Source organism: Polaromonas sp. JS666, from assembly GCF_000013865.1.
Classification (GTDB): domain Bacteria; phylum Pseudomonadota; class Gammaproteobacteria; order Burkholderiales; family Burkholderiaceae_C; genus Polaromonas.
Genome location: NC_007948.1, coordinates 3,814,416 through 3,833,384, shown reverse-complemented (window position 1 = coordinate 3,833,384; position 18,969 = coordinate 3,814,416). Strand labels below are relative to the sequence as shown.

General features: G+C 61.6%; 16 protein-coding genes and 1 pseudogene. 8 read left to right on the top strand and 9 right to left on the bottom strand.

The features are described from left to right. Positions 1–22 precede the first annotated feature (22 nt). From nagZ to BPRO_RS18080, 7 genes and pseudogenes are all read left to right on the top strand, one after another. The gene (gene nagZ, locus BPRO_RS18115) at positions 23–1,081 is read left to right on the top strand and encodes a beta-N-acetylhexosaminidase (protein ID WP_011484526.1); all 1,059 of its coding nucleotides are present in this window, start codon (positions 23–25) and stop codon (positions 1,079–1,081) included. A gap of 371 nt (positions 1,082–1,452) precedes the next feature. Next, positions 1,453–2,019 (top strand): glycine betaine ABC transporter substrate-binding protein, encoded by a 567-nt coding sequence (locus BPRO_RS18110; RefSeq protein WP_011484525.1) that lies wholly within the window; start codon positions 1,453–1,455, stop codon positions 2,017–2,019. A gap of 37 nt (positions 2,020–2,056) precedes the next feature. After that, positions 2,057–3,264, top strand: a protein-coding gene (locus BPRO_RS18100; protein ID WP_232291426.1) for an IS3 family transposase whose coding sequence is annotated in 2 segments (ribosomal slippage) — positions 2,057–2,342 and positions 2,342–3,264 — 1,209 coding nt in all. Because the reading frame shifts where the segments join, the coding sequence is not laid out codon by codon here. Positions 3,265–3,270: 6 nt separating this feature from the next. Then, positions 3,271–3,645: pseudogene (locus tag BPRO_RS18095) on the top strand (glycine betaine ABC transporter substrate-binding protein); the annotation flags it as partial. Between the two features lie 84 nt (positions 3,646–3,729). Further along, positions 3,730–4,881, top strand: a complete 1,152-nt coding sequence (locus BPRO_RS18090; RefSeq protein WP_011484524.1) for an ABC transporter permease — start codon at positions 3,730–3,732, stop codon at positions 4,879–4,881. Next, positions 4,878–5,822, top strand: coding sequence for an ABC transporter ATP-binding protein (locus BPRO_RS18085; RefSeq protein WP_011484523.1), 945 nt, complete (start codon positions 4,878–4,880; stop codon positions 5,820–5,822). The genes BPRO_RS18090 and BPRO_RS18085 overlap by 4 nt, the downstream gene beginning before the upstream one ends. Next, the gene (locus BPRO_RS18080) at positions 5,815–6,573 is read left to right on the top strand and encodes an ABC transporter permease (RefSeq protein ID WP_011484522.1); all 759 of its coding nucleotides are present in this window, start codon (positions 5,815–5,817) and stop codon (positions 6,571–6,573) included. Before BPRO_RS18085 ends, BPRO_RS18080 begins: the two co-directional genes overlap by 8 nt. A gap of 14 nt (positions 6,574–6,587) precedes the next feature. Here BPRO_RS18080 and BPRO_RS18075 read toward each other — a convergent pair whose 3' ends face one another. Continuing rightward, positions 6,588–7,115, bottom strand: coding sequence for a YgjP-like metallopeptidase domain-containing protein (locus BPRO_RS18075; protein ID WP_011484521.1), 528 nt, complete (start codon positions 7,113–7,115; stop codon positions 6,588–6,590). 169 nt (positions 7,116–7,284) lie between these two features. Between BPRO_RS18075 and BPRO_RS18070 the strand changes: the two genes are divergently transcribed. Further along, positions 7,285–8,619, top strand: coding sequence for a patatin-like phospholipase family protein (locus BPRO_RS18070; RefSeq protein ID WP_011484520.1), 1,335 nt, complete (start codon positions 7,285–7,287; stop codon positions 8,617–8,619). 55 nt (positions 8,620–8,674) lie between these two features. Here BPRO_RS18070 and lysS read toward each other — a convergent pair whose 3' ends face one another. The 8 genes from lysS to BPRO_RS18030 all read right to left on the bottom strand — a co-directional run bounded on the left by lysS (position 8,675) and on the right by BPRO_RS18030 (position 18,796). Next, a complete protein-coding gene (gene lysS / locus BPRO_RS18065; RefSeq protein WP_011484519.1) occupies positions 8,675–10,225 on the bottom strand; it encodes a lysine--tRNA ligase in 1,551 nt (516 codons plus the stop codon). A 195-nt stretch (positions 10,226–10,420) separates the two neighbouring features. Continuing rightward, positions 10,421–11,080, bottom strand: a complete 660-nt coding sequence (locus BPRO_RS18060; RefSeq protein WP_041388927.1) for an LON peptidase substrate-binding domain-containing protein — start codon at positions 11,078–11,080, stop codon at positions 10,421–10,423. A gap of 172 nt (positions 11,081–11,252) precedes the next feature. Continuing rightward, positions 11,253–12,125 carry an acetyl-CoA carboxylase, carboxyltransferase subunit beta gene (gene accD, locus BPRO_RS18055; RefSeq protein WP_011484517.1) on the bottom strand — a complete coding sequence of 291 codons (873 nt, stop codon included), beginning with the start codon at positions 12,123–12,125 and terminating at the stop codon, positions 11,253–11,255. A 106-nt stretch (positions 12,126–12,231) separates the two neighbouring features. Next, a complete protein-coding gene (gene trpA, locus BPRO_RS18050) occupies positions 12,232–13,050 on the bottom strand; it encodes a tryptophan synthase subunit alpha (protein ID WP_011484516.1) in 819 nt (272 codons plus the stop codon). Then, positions 13,047–14,390, bottom strand: coding sequence for a tryptophan synthase subunit beta (trpB, locus tag BPRO_RS18045; RefSeq protein WP_011484515.1), 1,344 nt, complete (start codon positions 14,388–14,390; stop codon positions 13,047–13,049). The genes trpA and trpB overlap by 4 nt, the downstream gene beginning before the upstream one ends. Further along, positions 14,368–15,111 (bottom strand): phosphoribosylanthranilate isomerase, encoded by a 744-nt coding sequence (locus BPRO_RS18040; protein WP_011484514.1) that lies wholly within the window; start codon positions 15,109–15,111, stop codon positions 14,368–14,370. Before BPRO_RS18040 ends, trpB begins: the two co-directional genes overlap by 23 nt. Before the next feature lie 157 nt (positions 15,112–15,268). Further along, positions 15,269–16,063, bottom strand: coding sequence for a tRNA pseudouridine(38-40) synthase TruA (truA, locus tag BPRO_RS18035; protein ID WP_011484513.1), 795 nt, complete (start codon positions 16,061–16,063; stop codon positions 15,269–15,271). Between the two features lie 63 nt (positions 16,064–16,126). Beyond that, complete coding sequence (locus BPRO_RS18030; RefSeq protein ID WP_011484512.1) at positions 16,127–18,796, bottom strand: FimV/HubP family polar landmark protein; 2,670 nt, start codon at positions 18,794–18,796, stop codon at positions 16,127–16,129. Positions 18,797–18,969 lie beyond the last annotated feature (173 nt).

Below are 18,969 nucleotides of genomic sequence, written 5' to 3'. Positions count from 1 at the left end.
TGGTAACCTTGAAATATTTCCCATGACCCAGCACGCTCCCCTGATCATCGACATTGCGGGCCTGTCCCTCACCAAGGCCGACCGCCGGCGCCTGAAGCACCCGCTGACCGGGGGCATCATCCTGTTCGGCCGTAACTGGAAAGACCGCCAGCAGCTCACGGACCTGTGCGCCGACATCAAACGCGTCCGCCCCGATTTGTTGATTTGCGTCGATCACGAAGGCGGCCGTGTCCAGCGCTTCCGGACCGACGGTTTCACCCATCTGCCGCCCATGCGTGCGCTGGGTGCGTTGTGGATGAAGGACCAGCTGGCCGCCACCAATGCGGCCACCGCCTGCGGTTATGTACTGGGTGCCGAGTTGCGTGCCTGCGGCGTGGACTTCAGTTTCACGCCGGTGCTGGATCTCGATTGGGGCGAAAGCGGTGTCATCGGCGACCGCGCCTTCGGCCGCGACCCGCGCGTGGTCAGCCTGCTGGCCAAAAGCTTGATGCATGGCCTGCTGCAAAGCGGCATGACCAACTGCGGCAAACATTTTCCCGGCCATGGTTTCGTCAAGGCCGATTCGCACACTGACATTCCGGTCGACAAGCGCAGCCTCAAGGCCATCCTCGCCGACGATGCCGCGCCTTATGAATGGCTCAACACCACGCTGACCAGCGTGATGCCGGCGCATGTGATTTACCCCAAGGTCGATGCCAGGCCGGCGGGGTTTTCGGAAAAATGGCTGACCTTCATTTTGCGCGGCCAGCTCGGTTTTGGCGGCGCGATTTTCAGCGACGACCTGAGCATGGCCGGGGCACGCCTGCTGGACGGCAAAGAGGTTAGCTACCCCCAGGCCGCGGTGGCCGCGCTCAACGCCGGCTGCGACATGGTGCTGCTGTGCAACCAGTCCGTGGGAGACGGCAAGCCCGTCGATGAATTGCTCGACGGCATGGCCGAGGCGCTGCTCAAAGGCCAATGGGAGGCGCTGGAGTCCAGCGAAATGCGCAGGCTTGATCTGCTGCCAGTGACGCCAGCCCACGAATGGGACGAGCTCATGTTGCACCCCGCCTATATGCATGCGATGGGCTTGATTCCCTGAGGCAAGTCAGGTCAAAAATTCCGGATTCGCTATCAATTAAATAGCTTAATGTGCCAGATTTATATGGGCTACAGCGATATTTTTTGCTAAATAGTCAAGATTCCTGAGCCAGCATCGATCACGGCTTCTCAGCGGTTTGTCTGACCGTCTGCCGGTCTTTCATTGCCAAGGTTCGGGGGGCGCTGGCCACCGTTGATGGTTAATTCAAATTAAAACCAGATCGTCAGTTTTCAACGTTCAGGGTAGGAGGCACCGCTCCCTGCGTAGAGCGCTTTCGATTCAATCGTTACAGCCCACTAGCCGAGGCCGGTCAGTCTAAGGTATCGTCAAATCCTCTTCGTCCACTTTTCCTTTGTTTGGGAGTACTCACCATGAAATCAATCCAACGCAGGGCCGCCATGCTGCTGGTCGGTGCTCTGGCGGCAGGCGGGGTGCTGGCGCAGGGGGTAGCGCCAGTTCGGGTCGGCTCCAAAATCGACACCGAGGGAAAGCTGCTGGGCAACATGATTGTCCTGGCGCTGGAGGCCAACGGCATCAAGACCGAAAACAAAGCCTCGCTGGGAAACACCAAGGTCGTGCGTGGCGCCATCACGGCCGGCGAAATTGATCTTTACCCGGAGTACACCGGCAACGGCGCTTTTATCTTCTCGGAAGAATCCAGCCCGGTCTGGAAGAACGCCAAGGCGGGCTACGAGCGCGTCAAGACGCTGGACTACGACAAAAACAAAATCGTCTGGCTCGAGCCCTCGCCGGCCAACAACACTTGGGCGATTGCCGTTCGCAAAGAGGTGGCGAACGCCAACAAGCTCAAGACCCTGGACGATTTGGGCAAGTGGATCACGGGCGGCGGGCAGTTCAAGCTCGCGGCATCGGCTGAGTTTGTCGAGCGGTCTGATGCGTTGCCGGCTTTTCAGGCGGCCTACAATGTGGTGGTCTAATTTAAACAGACACAACGATAGGTTTTTTCAAACCTAAATGGCGCAAGACGTGAAAAATCAGAAATCCCGAAGAACCTTTGATGCGAGCTTCAAGCTCCAGGTGGTTCAGATGATCAAAGCTCAAGGACTGAGCATCGGCCAGGTCTGCAAGGACATGAATCTGGGGGAAAGCGCCGTCAGACGCTGGCTCACTCAGTTTGAAGCCGAGCAGTCGGGCCAGAGTGGCATTGGCAAACCCATCACGGCAGAGCAACAGCGCATTCGTCAGTTGGAGTGCGAGAACAGGCAACTGCGAGGCGATGTCGAAATCTTAAAAAAAGCGTCGGCCTTCTTTGCCCGCGAACTCAAATGAGCTACCAGCTCGTTGAGGACTTGCAAAAGAAGGCTACCCCCCAAGTGCCCGTTAGCCAGACGTGCCGAATCCTCGAAATTAGCCGCTCCGGATACTACGCGGCGCGTAAGCGCAGCCAGCAGGCACCCGTGGTGTGCGCAGCCAGCGTTCATTTGCAAGCCGCTTTCGCGGCCAGTGGCCGCGCTTACGGTAGCCGCAGATTGCGTGCTGCGCTGCACGCACGAGGCGTGACCGTGGGACGTCACCGGGTACGTAGCCTCATGCGTGCCCATGGGCTGCGCTCGGTCTGGAGGCGCAAGTTTGTGCACACCACGAACAGCAAGCACGGTCTGGCCGTCTCGCCGAACGTGCTGGACCGGCAGTTCGAGCAAACGGCACCTGATCGGGCTTGGGTTTGCGACATTACCTATATTCGCACGCGTAGTGGCTGGCTGTATCTGGCTGCAGTGCTGGACTTGCATTCGCGCAGGATCGTGGGCTGGGCTACTGCTGGAGATATGCAGGCTACGCTGGTGACGACGGCCTTGCAGATAGCCATTGCGCAGCGCAATCCCAGTCCTGGGCTAATCGTGCACTCAGACAGGGGCACGCAGTACGCGAGTAGCGCGCATCAGGCGCTGCTGAAAAAGCATGGGCTGGTAGGTAGCATGAGCCGAAAAGGCAACTGCTGGGATAACGCTGTGATGGAGCGTTTCTTCCTGAATTTGAAAATGGAACGGGTCTGGCAAAAAGACTACGCAAATCACAGTGAGGCCACAAACGACGTTGCTGACTACATCGTCGGCTTCTACAACTGTGAACGACTGCATTCAAAACTGGGAAATTTGTCACCCATTGCCTTCGAGCAAAAATCGGCAACTCAACAACCTATCGATGTGTCCGAAATAACTTGACCACCACACAACTTCAAACTCAAACCCGACCAAATCCTGACGCTGGCTGGCGGTGATACGGCGGTCACGATACGCGCGGCAGCCGAAAAAACCTCTGGCGTGAACGCCGCCATGGCCTATGGCACCGATGGTGCGGTGGCCGCGCTGGGTCTGGTGATCATGGAAGACCCAAAAGGCGTTCAGCCCATTTACGCGCCCACGCCCATCATTCGGGAAGAAACGCTCAAGAAAAATCCAAAAATCAGGGACGTGCTGGCCCCTGTGTTCAAGGTGCTGGACGGTCCGACCCTGCAGGCATTGAACGCGAAGATTCAGCTTGACGGACAGGATGCCAAAAAGGTGGCTTCAGATTTCCTGAAGTCCAAGGGGCTGCTGAAGTAAGCCTGTCGCGTGACTCAGGGGCGCCGTCCTTCTGGAGATCCTTCGGGATCGCCTCCACCGCGATGGAGCCCCGTCCTGGCGGCCATGTCGTTCCTTGGGGCGGGCGTTCTTTACGGCCTGCCGTTTTTGCGCGTGGCGCCCAACCGTCTGGTATCGGGCGAACCCATTTCCTTGATTGCGGTGCTGCAGGTGTTGCAAGGTCCTGGCTGGTTGCTGGCGGTTTTAATGGCCTCCTTGCTGCTGGCCGCATTTTTTAAACCCGGTCGCGCACTGCTGTGGTCCGTGGTCTTGGTTTCCTGCGTGCTGGTGAGTGGCCTGATCTGGCTCGCAGGCAGGTATGCGTCCTTCGTCGCAGAGGCCGAGTCGCCCCTTGCCCGGACCTCACTGGGTGGCGCATTCTGGGCCGTGTTGCTGCTTTTGGGCTTGATCGCGGCGGATGGCGTGCAGCGCCTGCGGGCGGGCAGCGCACAACGCTTTGTCGTCGCCGCAGCGGTGCTGAGTCCGGTGGGCTTCATGCTGTCGGCAGGTTGGTGCGACGACCTGTCCATCATGAAAGAGTATGCCAACCGCTCGGATATCTTTGTCGGCGTGGTCGTCCGGCACATTCAGATCGTGATGATGGCGGTGGCCTTCACCCTGTGCATTGGCCTGCCATTGGGCTGGCTGGCCGGTCAAAAAAACAGGATCGCCGGCGCGCTGTTTCCGCTGCTGAACATCATTCAAACCATCCCTTCGATTGCCTTGTTTGGCCTGTTGATGGCACCCCTGGCCCTGCTGGCCGCGGCCTGGCCCGCGCTCGCCAGGGCAGGCATCAGTGGCGTAGGCCTGGCTCCGGCCGTGATTGCGCTGACCCTGTATGGTTTGCTGCCGGTGGTCAGGGCCACCGTGGCCGGCCTGGAGGCGGTTCCATCCGGTGTGATTGACGCAGCCACCGGCATGGGCATGACGCGCTTTCAGATTTTCGGGCGTATCGAGTTCCCCCTGGCCCTGCCGGTTGTTTTGGGGGGTGTGCGCACCGCCATCATTCAGGCCGTGGGGCTGGCTGCCGTCACCGCGCTCATTGGGGCCGGTGGGCTGGGTGCCATCATGTTTGAAGGGCTCTTTAGCAGCGCACAGGACTTGGTGTTGCTGGGCGTCGTGCCGATCATCGCTCTGGGGGTGTTGGCCGATGTGGCGTTCAAGGTGTTGATCAGCCTTACCAGCGTCACCGGATCAGGAAGTGGCATGCAGTCATGATCGAGTTTCAGAATATCAGCAAATCGTATGGCCTTGTCACCGCGATAGACGGGGTGAACCTCAAGATTGACCGCGGGGAGTTTGTGGTCCTGATCGGTGCTTCGGGCTCGGGCAAATCCACCATGCTGAAGATGATTAACCGCATGGAAAGCCACGATGCGGGAAGAATCCTTTTCGATGGCGAAGAAATCTACAGCTTCAAGGTGCGCGACCTGCGCCTGCGCATGGGCTACGCCATTCAGTCTGTGGGTTTGTTTCCGCACTGGACGGTGGAGCGCAACATTGCCACCGTGCCCCAGATGCTCGGCTCGACGGCCCAAAAAATCCGGGATCGCGTCACCACGCTGCTGCAGCTTTTCGAGCTTGACCCAGAGACCTATAGAACCCGTTACCCCCACCAGCTGTCGGGCGGCCAGCAGCAGCGCGTGGGCGTTGCCCGTGCCTTGGCGGCAGACCCGGATGTTTTATTGATGGACGAGCCGTTTGGGGCCCTGGACCCGGTGATTCGGGCGTCATTGCAGCTGGAGATGAAGCGCGTTCACCAGGCCTCCGGCAAAACCATCGTGATGGTCACCCACGACATTGACGAGGCCTTGCGCCTGGCCACCAAAATCGTGCTGCTCGACCAGGGCCGGATTGTGCAGGTGGCGACGCCGCTGGCGCTTTTGGCCAGGCCCGCCAACGCCTTGGTGGTCGACTTTGTGGGCCGCAGTGACATCGGCATCAAGCTGTTGTCGCTTCAGTCTGCCCAGAGCCTGGCGCGGCACGAACCCCAACATCGGGGCCCCAGCCTGCCCGCTGCCACCACGCTGCGTGAGGCAGTGTCTTATCTGGCCATGCGCCAGCTCGCGGTGGTGAATCTGACGGATGCCGCTGGCGCCCACGCCGGCGTGCTGCATGCCGCTGATATTTTTCACAAGGCCGGGCCTTCCGATGTTTAGCGCGGGTGGGTTACGGCGTCTGGCCGGGCTGGCCGGGGATAAGCTGCTATGGGCCTTGCTGGCGCTGGCGGCGCTGGTGCTCTGGCTGCCGCATTCGCAGCCCCTGTTTGCCAGCCTTTTCCCAGAGCTGGACCGCCCGGTTTACCGCCAGGAGCCGTTTGCGCAGCTGCTGTGGCAACACTGCAAGCTGGTGGGCGTGTCCAGCGCGATGTCTGTTCTGCTTGGAAGCGCTATCGCTGTCTGGATCACACGCCCGATCGGGCGGCAGTTCCGGCCCGTTGTGGAGACTGTGGTGTCCATGGGGCAGACCTTTCCACCCGTGGCTGTGCTTGCGGTGGCGGTGCCTGTGGTGGGCTTTGGCGAACTGCCCGCACTCATTGCCCTGACCTTGTACGGCCTGCTTCCTGTGGTGCATGGCACCGTGTCGGGCCTTCAATCGGTTCCGGAATCGGTCCGCCAATCGGCCAACGGCATGGGCATGTCGCCCTGGCAGTGTTTGCGGCAGGTCGAAACCCCCTTGGCGCTGCCGGTCTGGATTTCTGGCGTGCGCACATCGGTCATCATCAACATAGGCACTGCGGCCATCGCCTCCACCGTGGGCGCAAAAACCCTGGGCTCACCGATTATTGTCGGACTCAGCGGCTTCAATACCGCTTATGTTCTACAGGGAGCGGTGCTGGTGGGGATGCTGGCCGTGGTGACCGACCTGGCTTTTGAACGCTTGTCTCGGCTTGCCTCGTGGAAACGCTGAACATTTGCTATCAGCTAGGCCGCTGGCCAGTCCAGCTTGCCCGCCACGTCAACGTGCGTGAGATAAACCCGCAAATCAAATTCGTACTGGTGGTACTGCGGCTCCATATAGGTGCAGAGCTGATAGAAGGCTTTGTCGTGCGCCTTTTCCTTGATGTGGGCCAGCTCGTGCACCGCAATCATCTTCAGGAACTCCGCAGGCACTTCCTTGAATAGCGTGGCCACGCGTATTTCACGTTTGGCCTTGAGCTTGCTGCCCTGAACCCTTGAGATGGCCGTGTGCGTCCCCAGCGCGTGGGCAATCACGTGCAGCTTGCTGTCAAAAGCCACTTTGCTGAGCGGCTCGGCATTGCGTAAAAACGTGTTTTTGAGGTCCATCACGTAGTCGTACAAGGCCTTGTCGGTGCGTACGTCGTGCGCCCGTGGGTACTTCGTGAGCAGCATGTCGCCCAGACGGTCTTGTGCCAAGAGTTGCTGTACCTGGGCTTTGAGGCTGTCAGGGTAGCCCGAGAGGTATTTCATCGGATGGCCGACAGGATTCATTTGCTATTGATTTGATGGCCAACGACGTTTGCCGACAGGAAGCCGGATGCCTGACAGCCCGGAAAGCGCAGGTGTTTCCCGGATGCGGGGGAAGCCTCCTGATTTTAGTCGTGTGGCTGCCAAGACGCGTGTGGCGGGCGCTGACACCATTTTTTGCTAACCTTGGCCCATGAACAACGTCACAACCATTGCACCCTGTCGCGTCAACCTGGCTTTGCAGGGCGGTGGCTCGCACGGCGCCTTCACATGGGGCGTGCTCGACGCGCTGCTCGAAGACGGGCGCATCGATATCGAGGGAATGAGCGGCACCAGCGCAGGGGCCATGAATGCGGTGGCGCTGGCGCATGGTTTTGCCGGTGCCGAGGGAAAATCCAGAGTGCAGCAGCATGACGCAGCACGCGAAGCGCTGGCCAGCTTCTGGAACGGCATCGTCAACATGGGCGCGCTGTCGTCATCGATGTCCAAAATGCAGCGCGCTCCGTTTGACATCCTGTTCGGCCACATGACGATGGGGACGTCTGCGGGACCGTCCAGGTTATGGACCGATGCCATGACCCGCTACTGGGCCAATACGCTGTCGCCTTACCAGAGCAACCCCTTTGACATCAACCCCCTCAGGAAATTCCTGGAAGGCCAGGTCGATTTCGAACGGCTGGCGGCTGCCCGTGACCCCGGTACGCCCAAGGTATTTGTGGTGGCCACGCGCGTCAGCAGCGGCAAGGCCGAGGTGTTTTCAGGCAAACGCCTGACGGCCAGTGCCGTGATGGCATCGGCCTGCCTGCCGATGGTGTTCCAGGCGGTGGAGATTGAAGGCAGTCATTTCTGGGACGGTGGTTATTCGGGTAATCCTGCGATCCATCCACTGATTTACCACTGCAACAGCCGCGATATCGTGCTGGTGCAGATCAATCCCATCAAGCGCGAGTCGCTGCCGACCAACGCGAACGAGATCATGGACCGCATCAATGAAATCACCTTCAATGCCGGGTTGATTGCCGAGATGCGTGCCATTGATTTCGTCAAGCGCCTGCTGGCCGAAGGCAAGCTCGATCCGGGGCATTACAAGAATGTGCTGATGCACCGGGTGGACGGTGGCGAGGCGCTTGAGCGGTTCACGGCCTCGACCAAGTCATCGACCGAGGCCAGCCTGATTCACGGTCTGCGTGACCTGGGCGTCCGGTGCGGCAAGGAGTGGCTGGACAAGCACTACCCGGCGCTGGGCGTGAAGGACAGTGTGAACATTGCGCGGGATTATCTTGATGATTTGCGCATGCCGGTGACGAATGCGAATGGGCAGCCGGCGCACCCGGAACGCCCGCAAGCCGTAGAGGCCAGCGAGCGCGGCAAGCCGGCAACCTTGCCTCCAGTATCAACGGGTGCCGTCAAGGTATCGGCACCAGTACAGGCCCCCGCGCCTGCACCCGCAGCACGCAAGACCGTGCGCCACAAAATCCGCTCTGTTCTGGACAACTACCTGCACAAGCTCAAAAAGCGCAAGGGCTGAACCGGGTCCGGCCTGTCCGGCGTGTTGCCTGCGCAGGCGCGCCCCTGCGGCGCGCTTACGCTTCGCGGCGTAGCGCGGGGAACAAGATCACATCGCGAATGCTGGGGCTGTCGGTCAGTAGCATCATCAGCCGGTCTATGCCCACGCCGCAGCCGCCGGTCGGCGGCATGCCGTATTCGAGGGCGCGGATGAAGTCATGGTCGTAGAACATGGCTTCGTCGTCGCCGTCGTCCTTGGCAGCCACCTGCGCGTTGAAGCGGGCCGCCTGCTCCTCGGCATCGTTCAGCTCGGAAAAACCATTGCCGAATTCGCGGCCGGTGATGTAGAGCTCAAAGCGTTCCGTGACCTCGGGGCGCGCATCGTTGGCGCGCGCCAGCGGCGAGATTTCGGTCGGGTGCTCCATGATGAAGGTTGGCTGCCAGAGTTTTTCCTCGACCGTTTCCTCAAAATACAGGACCTGCAGGCTGGCCAGCGAGCGTGTGGACAAGCGGTCCTTGGCTTCGGTTGCACCGAGTTTCTTCAGGGCGTTGGTCAGCCACACCATGTCGTCAACGTGCTCGCCGGCTTCGGTGTGCTTCAGAATGGCTTCGCGAATGGTGAGACGCTCAAAGGGCTGGCTCAGGTCAACCGCCTTGCCGCCATAGCTCAATTGCAGGGAGCCCGTCACCTTCTGGGCCGCGTCCCGAATCAGGGCTTCGGTGAAGGTCATCAGGTCCGAATAATTCCACCAGGCCGCGTAGAACTCCATCATGGTGAACTCGGGGTTGTGCCGCACGCTGATGCCTTCGTTGCGGTAGCTGCGGTTGATCTCGAACACACGTTCAAAGCCGCCAACGATCAGGCGTTTCAGGTAAAGCTCGGGCGCGATACGCAGGAACATTTCCTGGTCCAGCGCGTTGTGATGCGTCTTGAACGGCCTGGCATTGGCGCCACCCGGAATCGGATGCAGCATGGGAGTTTCCACCTCGAGGAAATCATGGGCCACCATGAATTCGCGAAGGCCACTCACCGCCTTGCTGCGCGCCATGAAGCGCTTGCGGGCGGACTCGTCCATGATCAGGTCCACATAGCGCTGGCGGTATTTGACTTCCTGGTCGGCCATGCCGTGGAATTTGTCGGGCAGGGGGCGCAGGCTTTTGGTGACCAGCCGGATACTGGTGGCATGAATCGACAGCTCGCCGGTCTTGGTCTTGAACAGCGTACCGGTGGCCGCGACGATGTCGCCCAGGTCCCAATGCTTGAAGGCGTTGTGAACTTCTTCGCCCACGCCCTCGTTGTTGATGTACACCTGGATGCGCCCACCCGACGGACCAAACGAAGCGTCCTGCAGGGTGGCAAAGCTGGCTTTTCCCATCACCCGCTTGAGCATCATGCGGCCGGCGACGCTCACCTTCACGGCCAAAGGTCCCAGCTCTTCCTTGGTCTTGCTGTCGTACTGCGCAAACAGTGCCTCGGCCCGGTGCTCGGGTCGGACGTCATTCGGAAAAGCGACGCCGGCGCTGCGCAGGGCCTTGAGCTTTTCGCGCCGCTCGACCATCAGCTGGTTGTCGTCTGGCGGGGTGGGAATCGCATTGTCGGCTGCGGGCAAAGCGGGGTGGATGGACATAGGGGTGGGTGTTCCGGAAAAAGGTCGAAAGTGCAGGGCGCTGCGCCATTTCAAAATGGCCGAAAGGCGCCGAACCCATGATTTTAGGTTTTTAAGCGGCTGTTTTCCGGGTTGGGAGTCTGGAACCGGCGGAATTTCCCGGTTTGGACGCCAATACCCCAATACGGCGCAGAAGGCGGAGCGCCGGAGGAGGCGTCAGAGGGCGATGCCGGTTCGACCCAGGATGTCACCCACCAGTTCCAGCCTGAGCAGCGGGTTGTCCAGCTCCATCAGGCGCTGCTTGAGTTCCAGCGGGATTGGCAGCAATTCGCACCAGCGATTGGCCACCCAGCCGCAGTCCTGGAGCCTGTAGGGCGCCAGCACGGGCATTTGTCCGGCGGGCACGCCGCGCGACTGCAGGGTCTGGATCAGCTTGCCAAGCGCGTCGGCCGTGTCCTGCAGGTCCTCCGGAATCTTCACGGCAATATCGTCGTCCTGGCGCGTGACATTGGCGATCCACAAGCCATGTTTCATTTTTTCGCTGCTGGAAATTGTAAAACGCTGGGTCCCGATGCACCGGATGACCATCAAGCCGGCTTGCGGGGCTGCAAATTCGGTGATCGTGGCCAGGGTGCCCACGGTGCTGAACGCCTCATGGGCAAAGCCGTCCCCGCTGGGTTCCGCATGGCCAGGCCGGCGTACCTCCGAGCCCTCGGTCAGCGAGACTACGCCAAAAGGCGCGCCCGCCTTGTGGCACTTGCCGATCATGTCGAGGTAGCGGACTTCAAAAATCCGCAGGGGCAGCAGGCCGCCGGGATAGAGGACCGTGCCCAGTGGAAATAGCGGCAGGGAGGTCAGGGTCAGGGCTTCGGACATGGCGTCATGCGTCAAGTTACAGCTAGGCACATCATCCCACGCCCTTCGTGCCCCGCACTTTGCTGCTGCTGGATGTGCCTGACCGGATGCGGGCTATTGCGTGGTGCTTGTGCGTGCGTGTGCAGGCTTGCCACAGGAGGCGTGGAGCGGGCTGCGGGGCGAATCCCCGGGTTCAGCTGACAGCGTCGGCCGGCTGCCGGAGCAGCATGGCCAGCGAGCTCGCCACCGTCTTGCGCAATTCGCGCCGGTCGCAAATAAAGTCGACGGCCCCTTTGGTCTGCAGGAACTCGGCGCGTTGAAAGCCCTCTGGCAGGGTCACACGCACGGTGGACTCGATGACACGCGGGCCGGCAAAACCGATCAGCGCCTTCGGCTCGGCAATCACGATGTCGCCGACAAAGGCAAAGCCGGCGCTCACGCCGCCCATTGTCGGGTCGGTCAGCACGCTCACGTAAGGCAGGCCTTTTTTGGCCAGGCGGGTCAGTGCCGCATTGGTCTTGGCCATCTGCATCAGGCTCAACAGGCCCTCCTGCATGCGCGCGCCACCAGTGGCGGTGAAGCAGATGAAGGGCACTTTCTGCTCGATGGCTGCGTGCACGCCGCGCACAAAGCGCTCACCGACCACGCTGCCCATGCTGCCGCCCATGAAGTCGAATTCAAAGCAGGCCACCACGACACCAATGCTGTGCACGGCGCCGCCCATCACGATGAGCGCATCGGTTTCGCCGGTGTTTTCCAGCGCCTCTTTCAGGCGCTCGGGGTATTTTCGGCTGTCCTTGAACTTGAGCGCATCGACTGGCAGCACTTCCTGGCCCAGCTCATAGCGGCCTTCGGCGTCGAGAAAGGCATCCAGCCGGGCGCGCGCGCCAATGCGGTGGTGGTGGCTGCATTGCGGGCAGACGTTCTGGTTCTTTTCCAGATCGGTCTTGTACAGCACGGCCTCGCAGCTGGGACATTTGATCCACAGGCCTTCGGGCACGCTGCGGCGCTCGGTCGGGTCGGTTGGGCTGATCTTCGGAGGGAGTAGTTTTTCTAACCAAGACATGTCGTCAGTCCTTGTTGAGATGCTTCTGCGTCAAGCGCGTTCGCCGTCGCAGCGGCTGTCGCCGCGCGAAAAGCGCAATTATGCGCCGGCTTTGGATGGCTGAAAATCAGTCCAGAGCCGCACGGATTTCTTTCAGAAAGTCGCGGGCCACGGTCGCAACCTTGTCTCGCGGCTGGTTTTCGATCAACTGGATGATCTTGCTGCCGATCACGACCGCATCCGCCACCTTGCCGATGGCTTTGGCGGTCGCTGCGTCGCGAATGCCAAAACCCACGCCGACAGGCACCTTCACGTGCTGGCGGATGCGCGGCAGCATGGCCTCCACGGCATCGACATCCAGCGTACCGGCCCCGGTCACGCCCTTGAGCGAAACATAGTACACATAACCGCTGGCGACTTCGGCAACCTGCGCCATGCGCGCGGAGGTAGAAGTGGGCGCCAGCAAAAATATCAGGTCCATGTTGTGGGCGCGCAGGCGAGCGGCAAATTCCACGCACTCCTCGGGCGGGTAGTCGACGATCAGCACACCATCCACACCCGCTTGTGCGGCGTCGCGGATAAAGGCGCTTTCCGTTGCGCTGCCGCCGTGCTTGATGTCGTAGCGCTCCACCGGGTTGGCATAGCCCATCAGGACCACCGGCGTGGTGCCGTCCTTTTGACGGAAGACACGCACCATCTCCAGCACCTGGGCCAGGCCGATGCCGAGGGCCAGGGCTTTTTCTCCGGCTTTCTGGATCACCGGGCCGTCGGCGCTCGGGTCCGAGAAAGGCACGCCCAGCTCAATCACATCGGCGCCGCCGGCCACCATGCTGTGCATCAGCTCAGGCGTGATATCGGCGAAGGGGAAGCCTGCGGTGACGTAGGGAATCAGGGCCTTGCGGCCCTGGCTTTTCAGCGCGGAAAAGGTAGAAGCAATGCGGCTCATTTCCTGGCCCCCACGCTTGTCGCTTCGCGTACTGCGCTGCCCCCCGAGGGGGCTAATTTTCCTAGGGGCGGCCCGTCGGAAAATTCCTTTGGTTGTTCGCCGCCCTTGACGGCCAGGCCGCGCATCGACGGCCGGTCATAAAAGTCTGCGCCCGAGAGGTCGGCCACCGTGCCGATGTCCTTGTCGCCCCGGCCCGACAGGTTGACCAGGATGCTCTGGTCGCTGCGCATGGTTTTGGCAAGTTTCATCGCGTAGGCCACGGCGTGGCTGGACTCCAGCGCGGCAATGATGCCCTCGGTACGGCACAGGTAATGGAAGGCTTCCAGCGCTTCGGTGTCCGTGATGCCCACATATTCGGCGCGGCCAATGTCCTTCAGGAAGGCATGCTCGGGCCCCACGCCGGGGTAGTCGAGTCCGGCGCTGATGCTGTGCGTCTCGGTCACCTGGCCATCGTCGTTTTGCAGGACATAGGTACGGTTGCCGTGCAGCACGCCGGGCAGGCCGCGCTGCAGCGATGCGGAGTGCTTGCCGCTCTCCAGGCCCTCGCCGGCCGCTTCCACGCCGATCAGGCGGGTTTCTTCATGCGCAATATAGGGGTAGAAAATGCCCATGGCATTGCTGCCCCCACCGACGCAGGCAATCACCGCATCGGGCTGGCGGTTACCGATGAATTCCGGCATTTGCGCCAGGCATTCGGTACCGATCACGCTCTGGAAGTCGCGGACCATCATGGGGTAGGGGTGCGGCCCCGCCACGGTGCCGATGATGTAGAAGGTGTTGTCCACATTGGCGACCCAGTCGCGCATGGCCTCGTTGAGTGCATCTTTCAGCGTCTTGCTGCCGCTTTCAACCGGAACCACCGTGGCGCCCAGCAGCTTCATGCGGTAGACATTGGGGCTCTGGCGCTTGACGTCTTCGCTGCCCATGTAGACCACGCATTCCAGGCCATAACGCGCGCAGATGGTGGCGGTTGCCACGCCGTGCTGGCCGGCGCCGGTTTCAGCAATGATGCGCGTCTTGCCCATGCGGCGGGCCAGCATGGCCTGGCCGATGGTGTTGTTGATCTTGTGCGCGCCGGTATGGTTCAGGTCTTCGCGCTTCAGGTAGATCTGCGCACCGCCCTGTTCGCGGCTCATGCGGGCCGCATGGTAAATGGGAGAGGGACGGCCCACGAAGTGGGCCAGCTCTGAATGGAATTCGGCCAGGAATTCCGGGTCGTTCTGGTACTTCGCGTAGGCGTCTTTCAGCTCATTGATCGCGTGGGTCAGTGTCTCGGAAACGAAACTGCCGCCGTAAATGCCGAAATGGCCGGTCGGGTCAGGTTGGTGGTAGTCGAACATGATGGGTTTGGGTCTTCGCAAGTTGCTCGTCGGCAGCGCGTACGGCTGCGACAAATTGGTTGATTTTGTCGGCGCTCTTGATTCCTTTCGAAACCTCGACGCCTGAGCTCACATCAACGGCCAGCGTTTTACAGCGCGGCCTGACTTGCAAAATGCCATCGGTCACATTTGCAGGCGTCAATCCACCAGACAAAACGAGGTGAGCGCTGACGCTTGGAGGAAGAAGTGACCAATTGAATGTTTTCCCGCCGCCGCCATAGCCTTCGACATGAGCGTCGAGCAAGATGGCCTGGGCTGCTTTAAAGTCTTCCGCGTATTTTACGAGATCGAAGCGCCCCTCGCTTCCGCCGGGGTCTGCGGCGGTATGTCCACCCAGGGGGATACGGGCCGCGCGCATGAAAGGCCGGCCCGCCTGCAGGCAGATTTCAGGCGTTTCATCACCATGAAATTGCAGCAAAGCCGAGGGAATATGGGCGCAGGCAGCCCTGATTTTTGCAAGGGGAGCGTTGACGAAGAGCAGCACCGGCGTGACAAAGGGCGGCAAGCGCCTGGCCAGTTCTGCGGCCCGCTCTGCCGTCACATAACGCGGGCTGGGCTCGTACATGACAAAACCGACCGCATCCGCGCCGGCGGCCACAGCCGCATCCACATCTTCTTCCCGCGTCAGGCCGCAGATCTTGATGCGGGTACGGGTGGGAGGCGGGGTATTTTGCGTTTTCATGCCGAGGCCTCCATGGCGCGAAGCGACACCCGCTGCTTATGACAGTGGCGCTGCACAGTCCAGGAACACCGCGGAACCGGCTTTGCCGGGCCGCTGGTGTTACCCCCTTGAGGGGGGAGGCGACCCACACGGAGTGGGGGAGCAACGGGGGGGAGCGTCATGGCAACCAATCATAAGCCGCCGTGCGATTTGGCAGGCCATAGTGGTCTTCATAGACTGGCCCCAGGAAATAGAGGCCGTTGGGTGAAAAGGTGGGGGCGGCGGCATCCCGGCTGCGTGCGGCCATCACGTCCAGCAGCCAGCCAGGCTCATGGCTGCCTTGACCTATGGCGACCAGGCAGCCCATGATGTTGCGGATCATGTGGTGCAAAAAGGCGTTGGCTTCGAACTCGAAGTGCCAGTACTTTGAACCGGTACCGGCACGCTCCGAAATTTCGATCCGGTTGATGGTTTTGACGGGCGATTTGGCCTGGCATTGCGCCGCCCGAAAGGAGCTGAAGTCATGTTCGCCAACCAGGTGCGTGATGGCCTGCCGCATCGCTGCACCGTCCAGCGGCCGGTAGACCCAGCCGACACGTCCGGCCTCCACGCTGGGTCGCACGGGTGATTCCAGCACCACGTAGGCGTAGCGGCGTGCAATGGCACTGCCCCGGCAATGAAACGTATCGGGAACTTCGCGCGCCCACTGCACCGCGATGTCGGAAGGCAAAAAGGCGTTGGTGCCGCGTACCCATGACCCCATGTCACGGTGCAGGACGGTGTCAAAGTGCACGACCTGCATCAGCCCGTGAACGCCGGCATCGGTGCGGCCGGCGCACAGGGTGCGCACGGGCTGAGCGGCAAACCTGGCCAATGCCGATTCCAGTTTGTCCTGTACCGTATTGCCTGAAAGCTGGCTTTGCCAGCCTTCATAAGCGCTGCCGCTGTAGCTGATACCGAGCGCAATCCTCACGGGGAAACCTTCACGGCCAGTGAACGCGCGGCGTTCAGGCCGGCTTGCAATACCACCCCGGAATCACGCGAGGGCGTTGAGGAACGCCTGCGCTTTGACCTTCAGCGGCCCTTTGGCTTCTGCCAGCACTTCTTCGGCCAGAGACCTTGCGCCGTCCGGGTCGCCCAGGGAACGGAATTCTTCAGCCAGCTGGAATTTGGTTTCCAGCGGGTCGCTGGACGTGGCTGCTTGGGCATGCACCGGGCTTTCAGTTGCAGGGCCGTCGTCCAGGTCCAGCGACAGTGAGCCGAGGTCAAACTCCAGCATGCCACTGTCGGAGGACGCCGGCGCAGGTGCGGTGGCGGCCCTGGTGGCCAGGACCGGCTTCGATGAGGCAGTGGGCTCGGGTGTGAAGTTCAGCCCTGCGGAGGGGAAATCCATTTCGATGGCCGGTGCTGCAGCAGGCTTTGATGCCGGTGCAGGGGTCGCTATCTCGGGCAGCGAGACGGTCGCGCTGCCGAAATCCATGTCCAGGTCAGCCAGGGCCGGTGCCGGTGCGGGTTTCGCGGCGACAGGCGGCTCAGGCGGCCGAGGGGGCGCTGATCGCACGGGCGGGGTGGGCGGGGCGACGGGGATGGTCGCCGCGTCTTCCGCATCGCCCAGCGAGAAATCCAGATCGAGGTCGACATCCACCACTGGCGCCACGGGGGCGGCATGCGCTGGCGGGGCATTTCTGGCGACTGTGGCGGAGGCCGCACTGAAAGCGGCTGCGCCGCCGCCCTTGCCCGCGGCCACGGGTTGTCCACCGGGCTGGTACATCGGGTTGGCCGGGTCGAGTTCACGGCCCATTTCGCTGATATACGCCCAGTCCGGGCCACTGCCCTGCGTCAGGTTAAAGGCCTCGACCGCCACCGCCTCGAAGGCCTTGGTGTCGCGACGCTTGGCATAAATTTCCATCAGTTTGGCATGGATGGCCACGCGGGTCGGGCTGGTGCGCATGGCTTCCTTGAGGATTTCCTCAGCCTGCAAGTCGCGCCCATAGGCCAGGTAGACATCGGCCTCGGCCACCGGGTCCACATCGCCGGCGGCATCGAGCTGGCTGGGCGAGTAAACGAGGGACGAGCCTGTGGCGTTTCCCTCGTTGGTATCGATGCGCTGGCCACCGCTGGCGCCGAAAAAGGAGTCGGGCTGCAGGCGGCTCTCGAGGAAGGAACTGTCCACCTGCGCCGGGTTGCTGCGCTGGCGGTAGCGGTAAAAACCGAAACCGGCCAGCAGGGCCAGCAAGCCACCGGCCAGCGGCAGGGTCAGCGGGTTCTCCAGCAAACCGTCCATCAGACTGGGTTCCGGGGGTGGAGGAGCGACCACCACGGGTTTCTTGGGGGGGACAGCTGCGGCGACCGGGGGCGATGCATCGGCTGCAGAGGCCGGGGCGATAGGCGCCGCCGCGGCTGCACTGGCAGCGGGGATGGCCGGGACCGCGATGGCTGCAGAGGCTGGAGCCGCTGGTGTTGATACGGGGCTGCCGGCGGTGCCAGGCTGGGCTGAATTGGCCGCTGCAGCCGCAGGGGGCACAGGTGCAGGTGCCGGTGCCGCAAGGCCCGACGGTGCGGGTAAGGCGACGCCGGGCGCCTTGGCGGCGCTGGCGGTTGCCACCGGAGCGGGGGCAACACCCAGCTTGTTGAGATCGCTGATGTTTTTTGACAGCTCCGCCACGCGGGCAGAGGCATCCTGGGCTTGCCTGTCTTTGGCAATCTTGTCTTCGGTTGCTGCTTTGCCCTGAACCGCACCTTTGGACAGCGTCAACTTGTCGGGGGTGGTGTTTGCCGGGGTGCGATCCTCGACCTTGGCCTGCACTTTTCCGCCAGCCTGCCGGTCCGCGCTGGCCACCTGAGCGGCTGGCACGCTTTCGGCGAGCTTGCGCCGGAAGTTATTGAAATCCCTGCTTTGGGCCACGATGGTTTGCGTGGCTTCGCGGGGAGGGATGGCGCTGGCAGCTTCGTCGCTGGGCATTTCCAGCACGGCGCCGGATTTGAGCCGGTTGACGTTGCCGCCAATAAATGCGTTTGGATTGCTCCTGAGCAAGGCCACCAGCATCTGGTCCAGCGACACGCTGGCCGGCTTGTTCTCCGCTGCGATTCGCCCTGCGGTGTCTCCGGTCTTGACCGTGAGCTGTTTGTCGCTCGCGGGGGCCTTGTCAGCCGGCGCGGCTTTGGCCACGGGTGGGGCTGGCGGTGTGGAAGGTGCAGGCGTCGCCGTCCTGGCTGGCGCTGCGGCGGTGGGCGGGACTGGCCGTGACAATTGGGGCGCGGTTGGCGCTACAGCCGGGCCTGCGGACCGCAGGTTGGGCGGGTCAAACAGCATGGTGTAGTCGCGGGTGATCCGCCCGGATGCCCAGCTGGCTTCCAGAATCAGGTCGACAAAGGGCTCGTTCACGGGTCGGCTGCTGGTCAGGCGCAAATAAGCCCGGCCATCGGTGCGGCGTTGCAGGTTAATCTGCAGGCCCGACAGCGCGGCGGTGTACTCAAGCCCCGCTGCCTTGAAGGTGTCGGCAGATGCGACGCCGGCCTTTAGGCTGGAGGCCTCGTCTGCAGTGATGTCTGCAATGTCGATTTCTGCGCGAAGGGGTTCCCCCAGCGCCGATTGAACCGTTATTCGGCCCAACGCCAGGGCATGTGCTTCCAGACTTGCCAGGCTACCCAGCAATGCAATAGCGCTCGCCAGAGCACCAATACGCCAACGACCACGATGATTCATGGGTTTTTGATCCTCGATTGCTGGGTTTGCATGTAACTTTATTCTGCTTAGGCGCACAAAAACCTCAATGCGAATTTTCGAAAAACAACCATAACATCAAGGCATTAGGCTGACAAGCTAAGACACCACTTAAGTTTTGACACGGCGAGTTAGCATCAACTTACAAGTTTCAG

Coding starts and splice junctions, on each gene's coding strand:
- BPRO_RS18070 (WP_011484520.1), top strand. CDS start 7,285: ATGAACAACGTCACAACCATTGCACCCTGTCGCGTCAACCTGGCTTTG.
- BPRO_RS18030 (WP_011484512.1), bottom strand. CDS start 18,796: ATGAATCATCGTGGTCGTTGGCGTATTGGTGCTCTGGCGAGCGCTATT.
- BPRO_RS18085 (WP_011484523.1), top strand. CDS start 4,878: ATGATCGAGTTTCAGAATATCAGCAAATCGTATGGCCTTGTCACCGCG.
- trpA (WP_011484516.1), bottom strand. CDS start 13,050: ATGAGCCGCATTGCTTCTACCTTTTCCGCGCTGAAAAGCCAGGGCCGC.
- trpB (WP_011484515.1), bottom strand. CDS start 14,390: ATGTTCGACTACCACCAACCTGACCCGACCGGCCATTTCGGCATTTAC.
- BPRO_RS18040 (WP_011484514.1), bottom strand. CDS start 15,111: ATGAAAACGCAAAATACCCCGCCTCCCACCCGTACCCGCATCAAGATC.
- accD (WP_011484517.1), bottom strand. CDS start 12,125: ATGTCTTGGTTAGAAAAACTACTCCCTCCGAAGATCAGCCCAACCGAC.
- BPRO_RS18075 (WP_011484521.1), bottom strand. CDS start 7,115: ATGAATCCTGTCGGCCATCCGATGAAATACCTCTCGGGCTACCCTGAC.
- BPRO_RS18080 (WP_011484522.1), top strand. CDS start 5,815: ATGTTTAGCGCGGGTGGGTTACGGCGTCTGGCCGGGCTGGCCGGGGAT.
- lysS (WP_011484519.1), bottom strand. CDS start 10,225: ATGTCCATCCACCCCGCTTTGCCCGCAGCCGACAATGCGATTCCCACC.
- BPRO_RS18060 (WP_041388927.1), bottom strand. CDS start 11,080: ATGTCCGAAGCCCTGACCCTGACCTCCCTGCCGCTATTTCCACTGGGC.
- BPRO_RS18090 (WP_011484524.1), top strand. CDS start 3,730: ATGTCGTTCCTTGGGGCGGGCGTTCTTTACGGCCTGCCGTTTTTGCGC.
- BPRO_RS18110 (WP_011484525.1), top strand. CDS start 1,453: ATGAAATCAATCCAACGCAGGGCCGCCATGCTGCTGGTCGGTGCTCTG.
- nagZ (WP_011484526.1), top strand. CDS start 23: ATGACCCAGCACGCTCCCCTGATCATCGACATTGCGGGCCTGTCCCTC.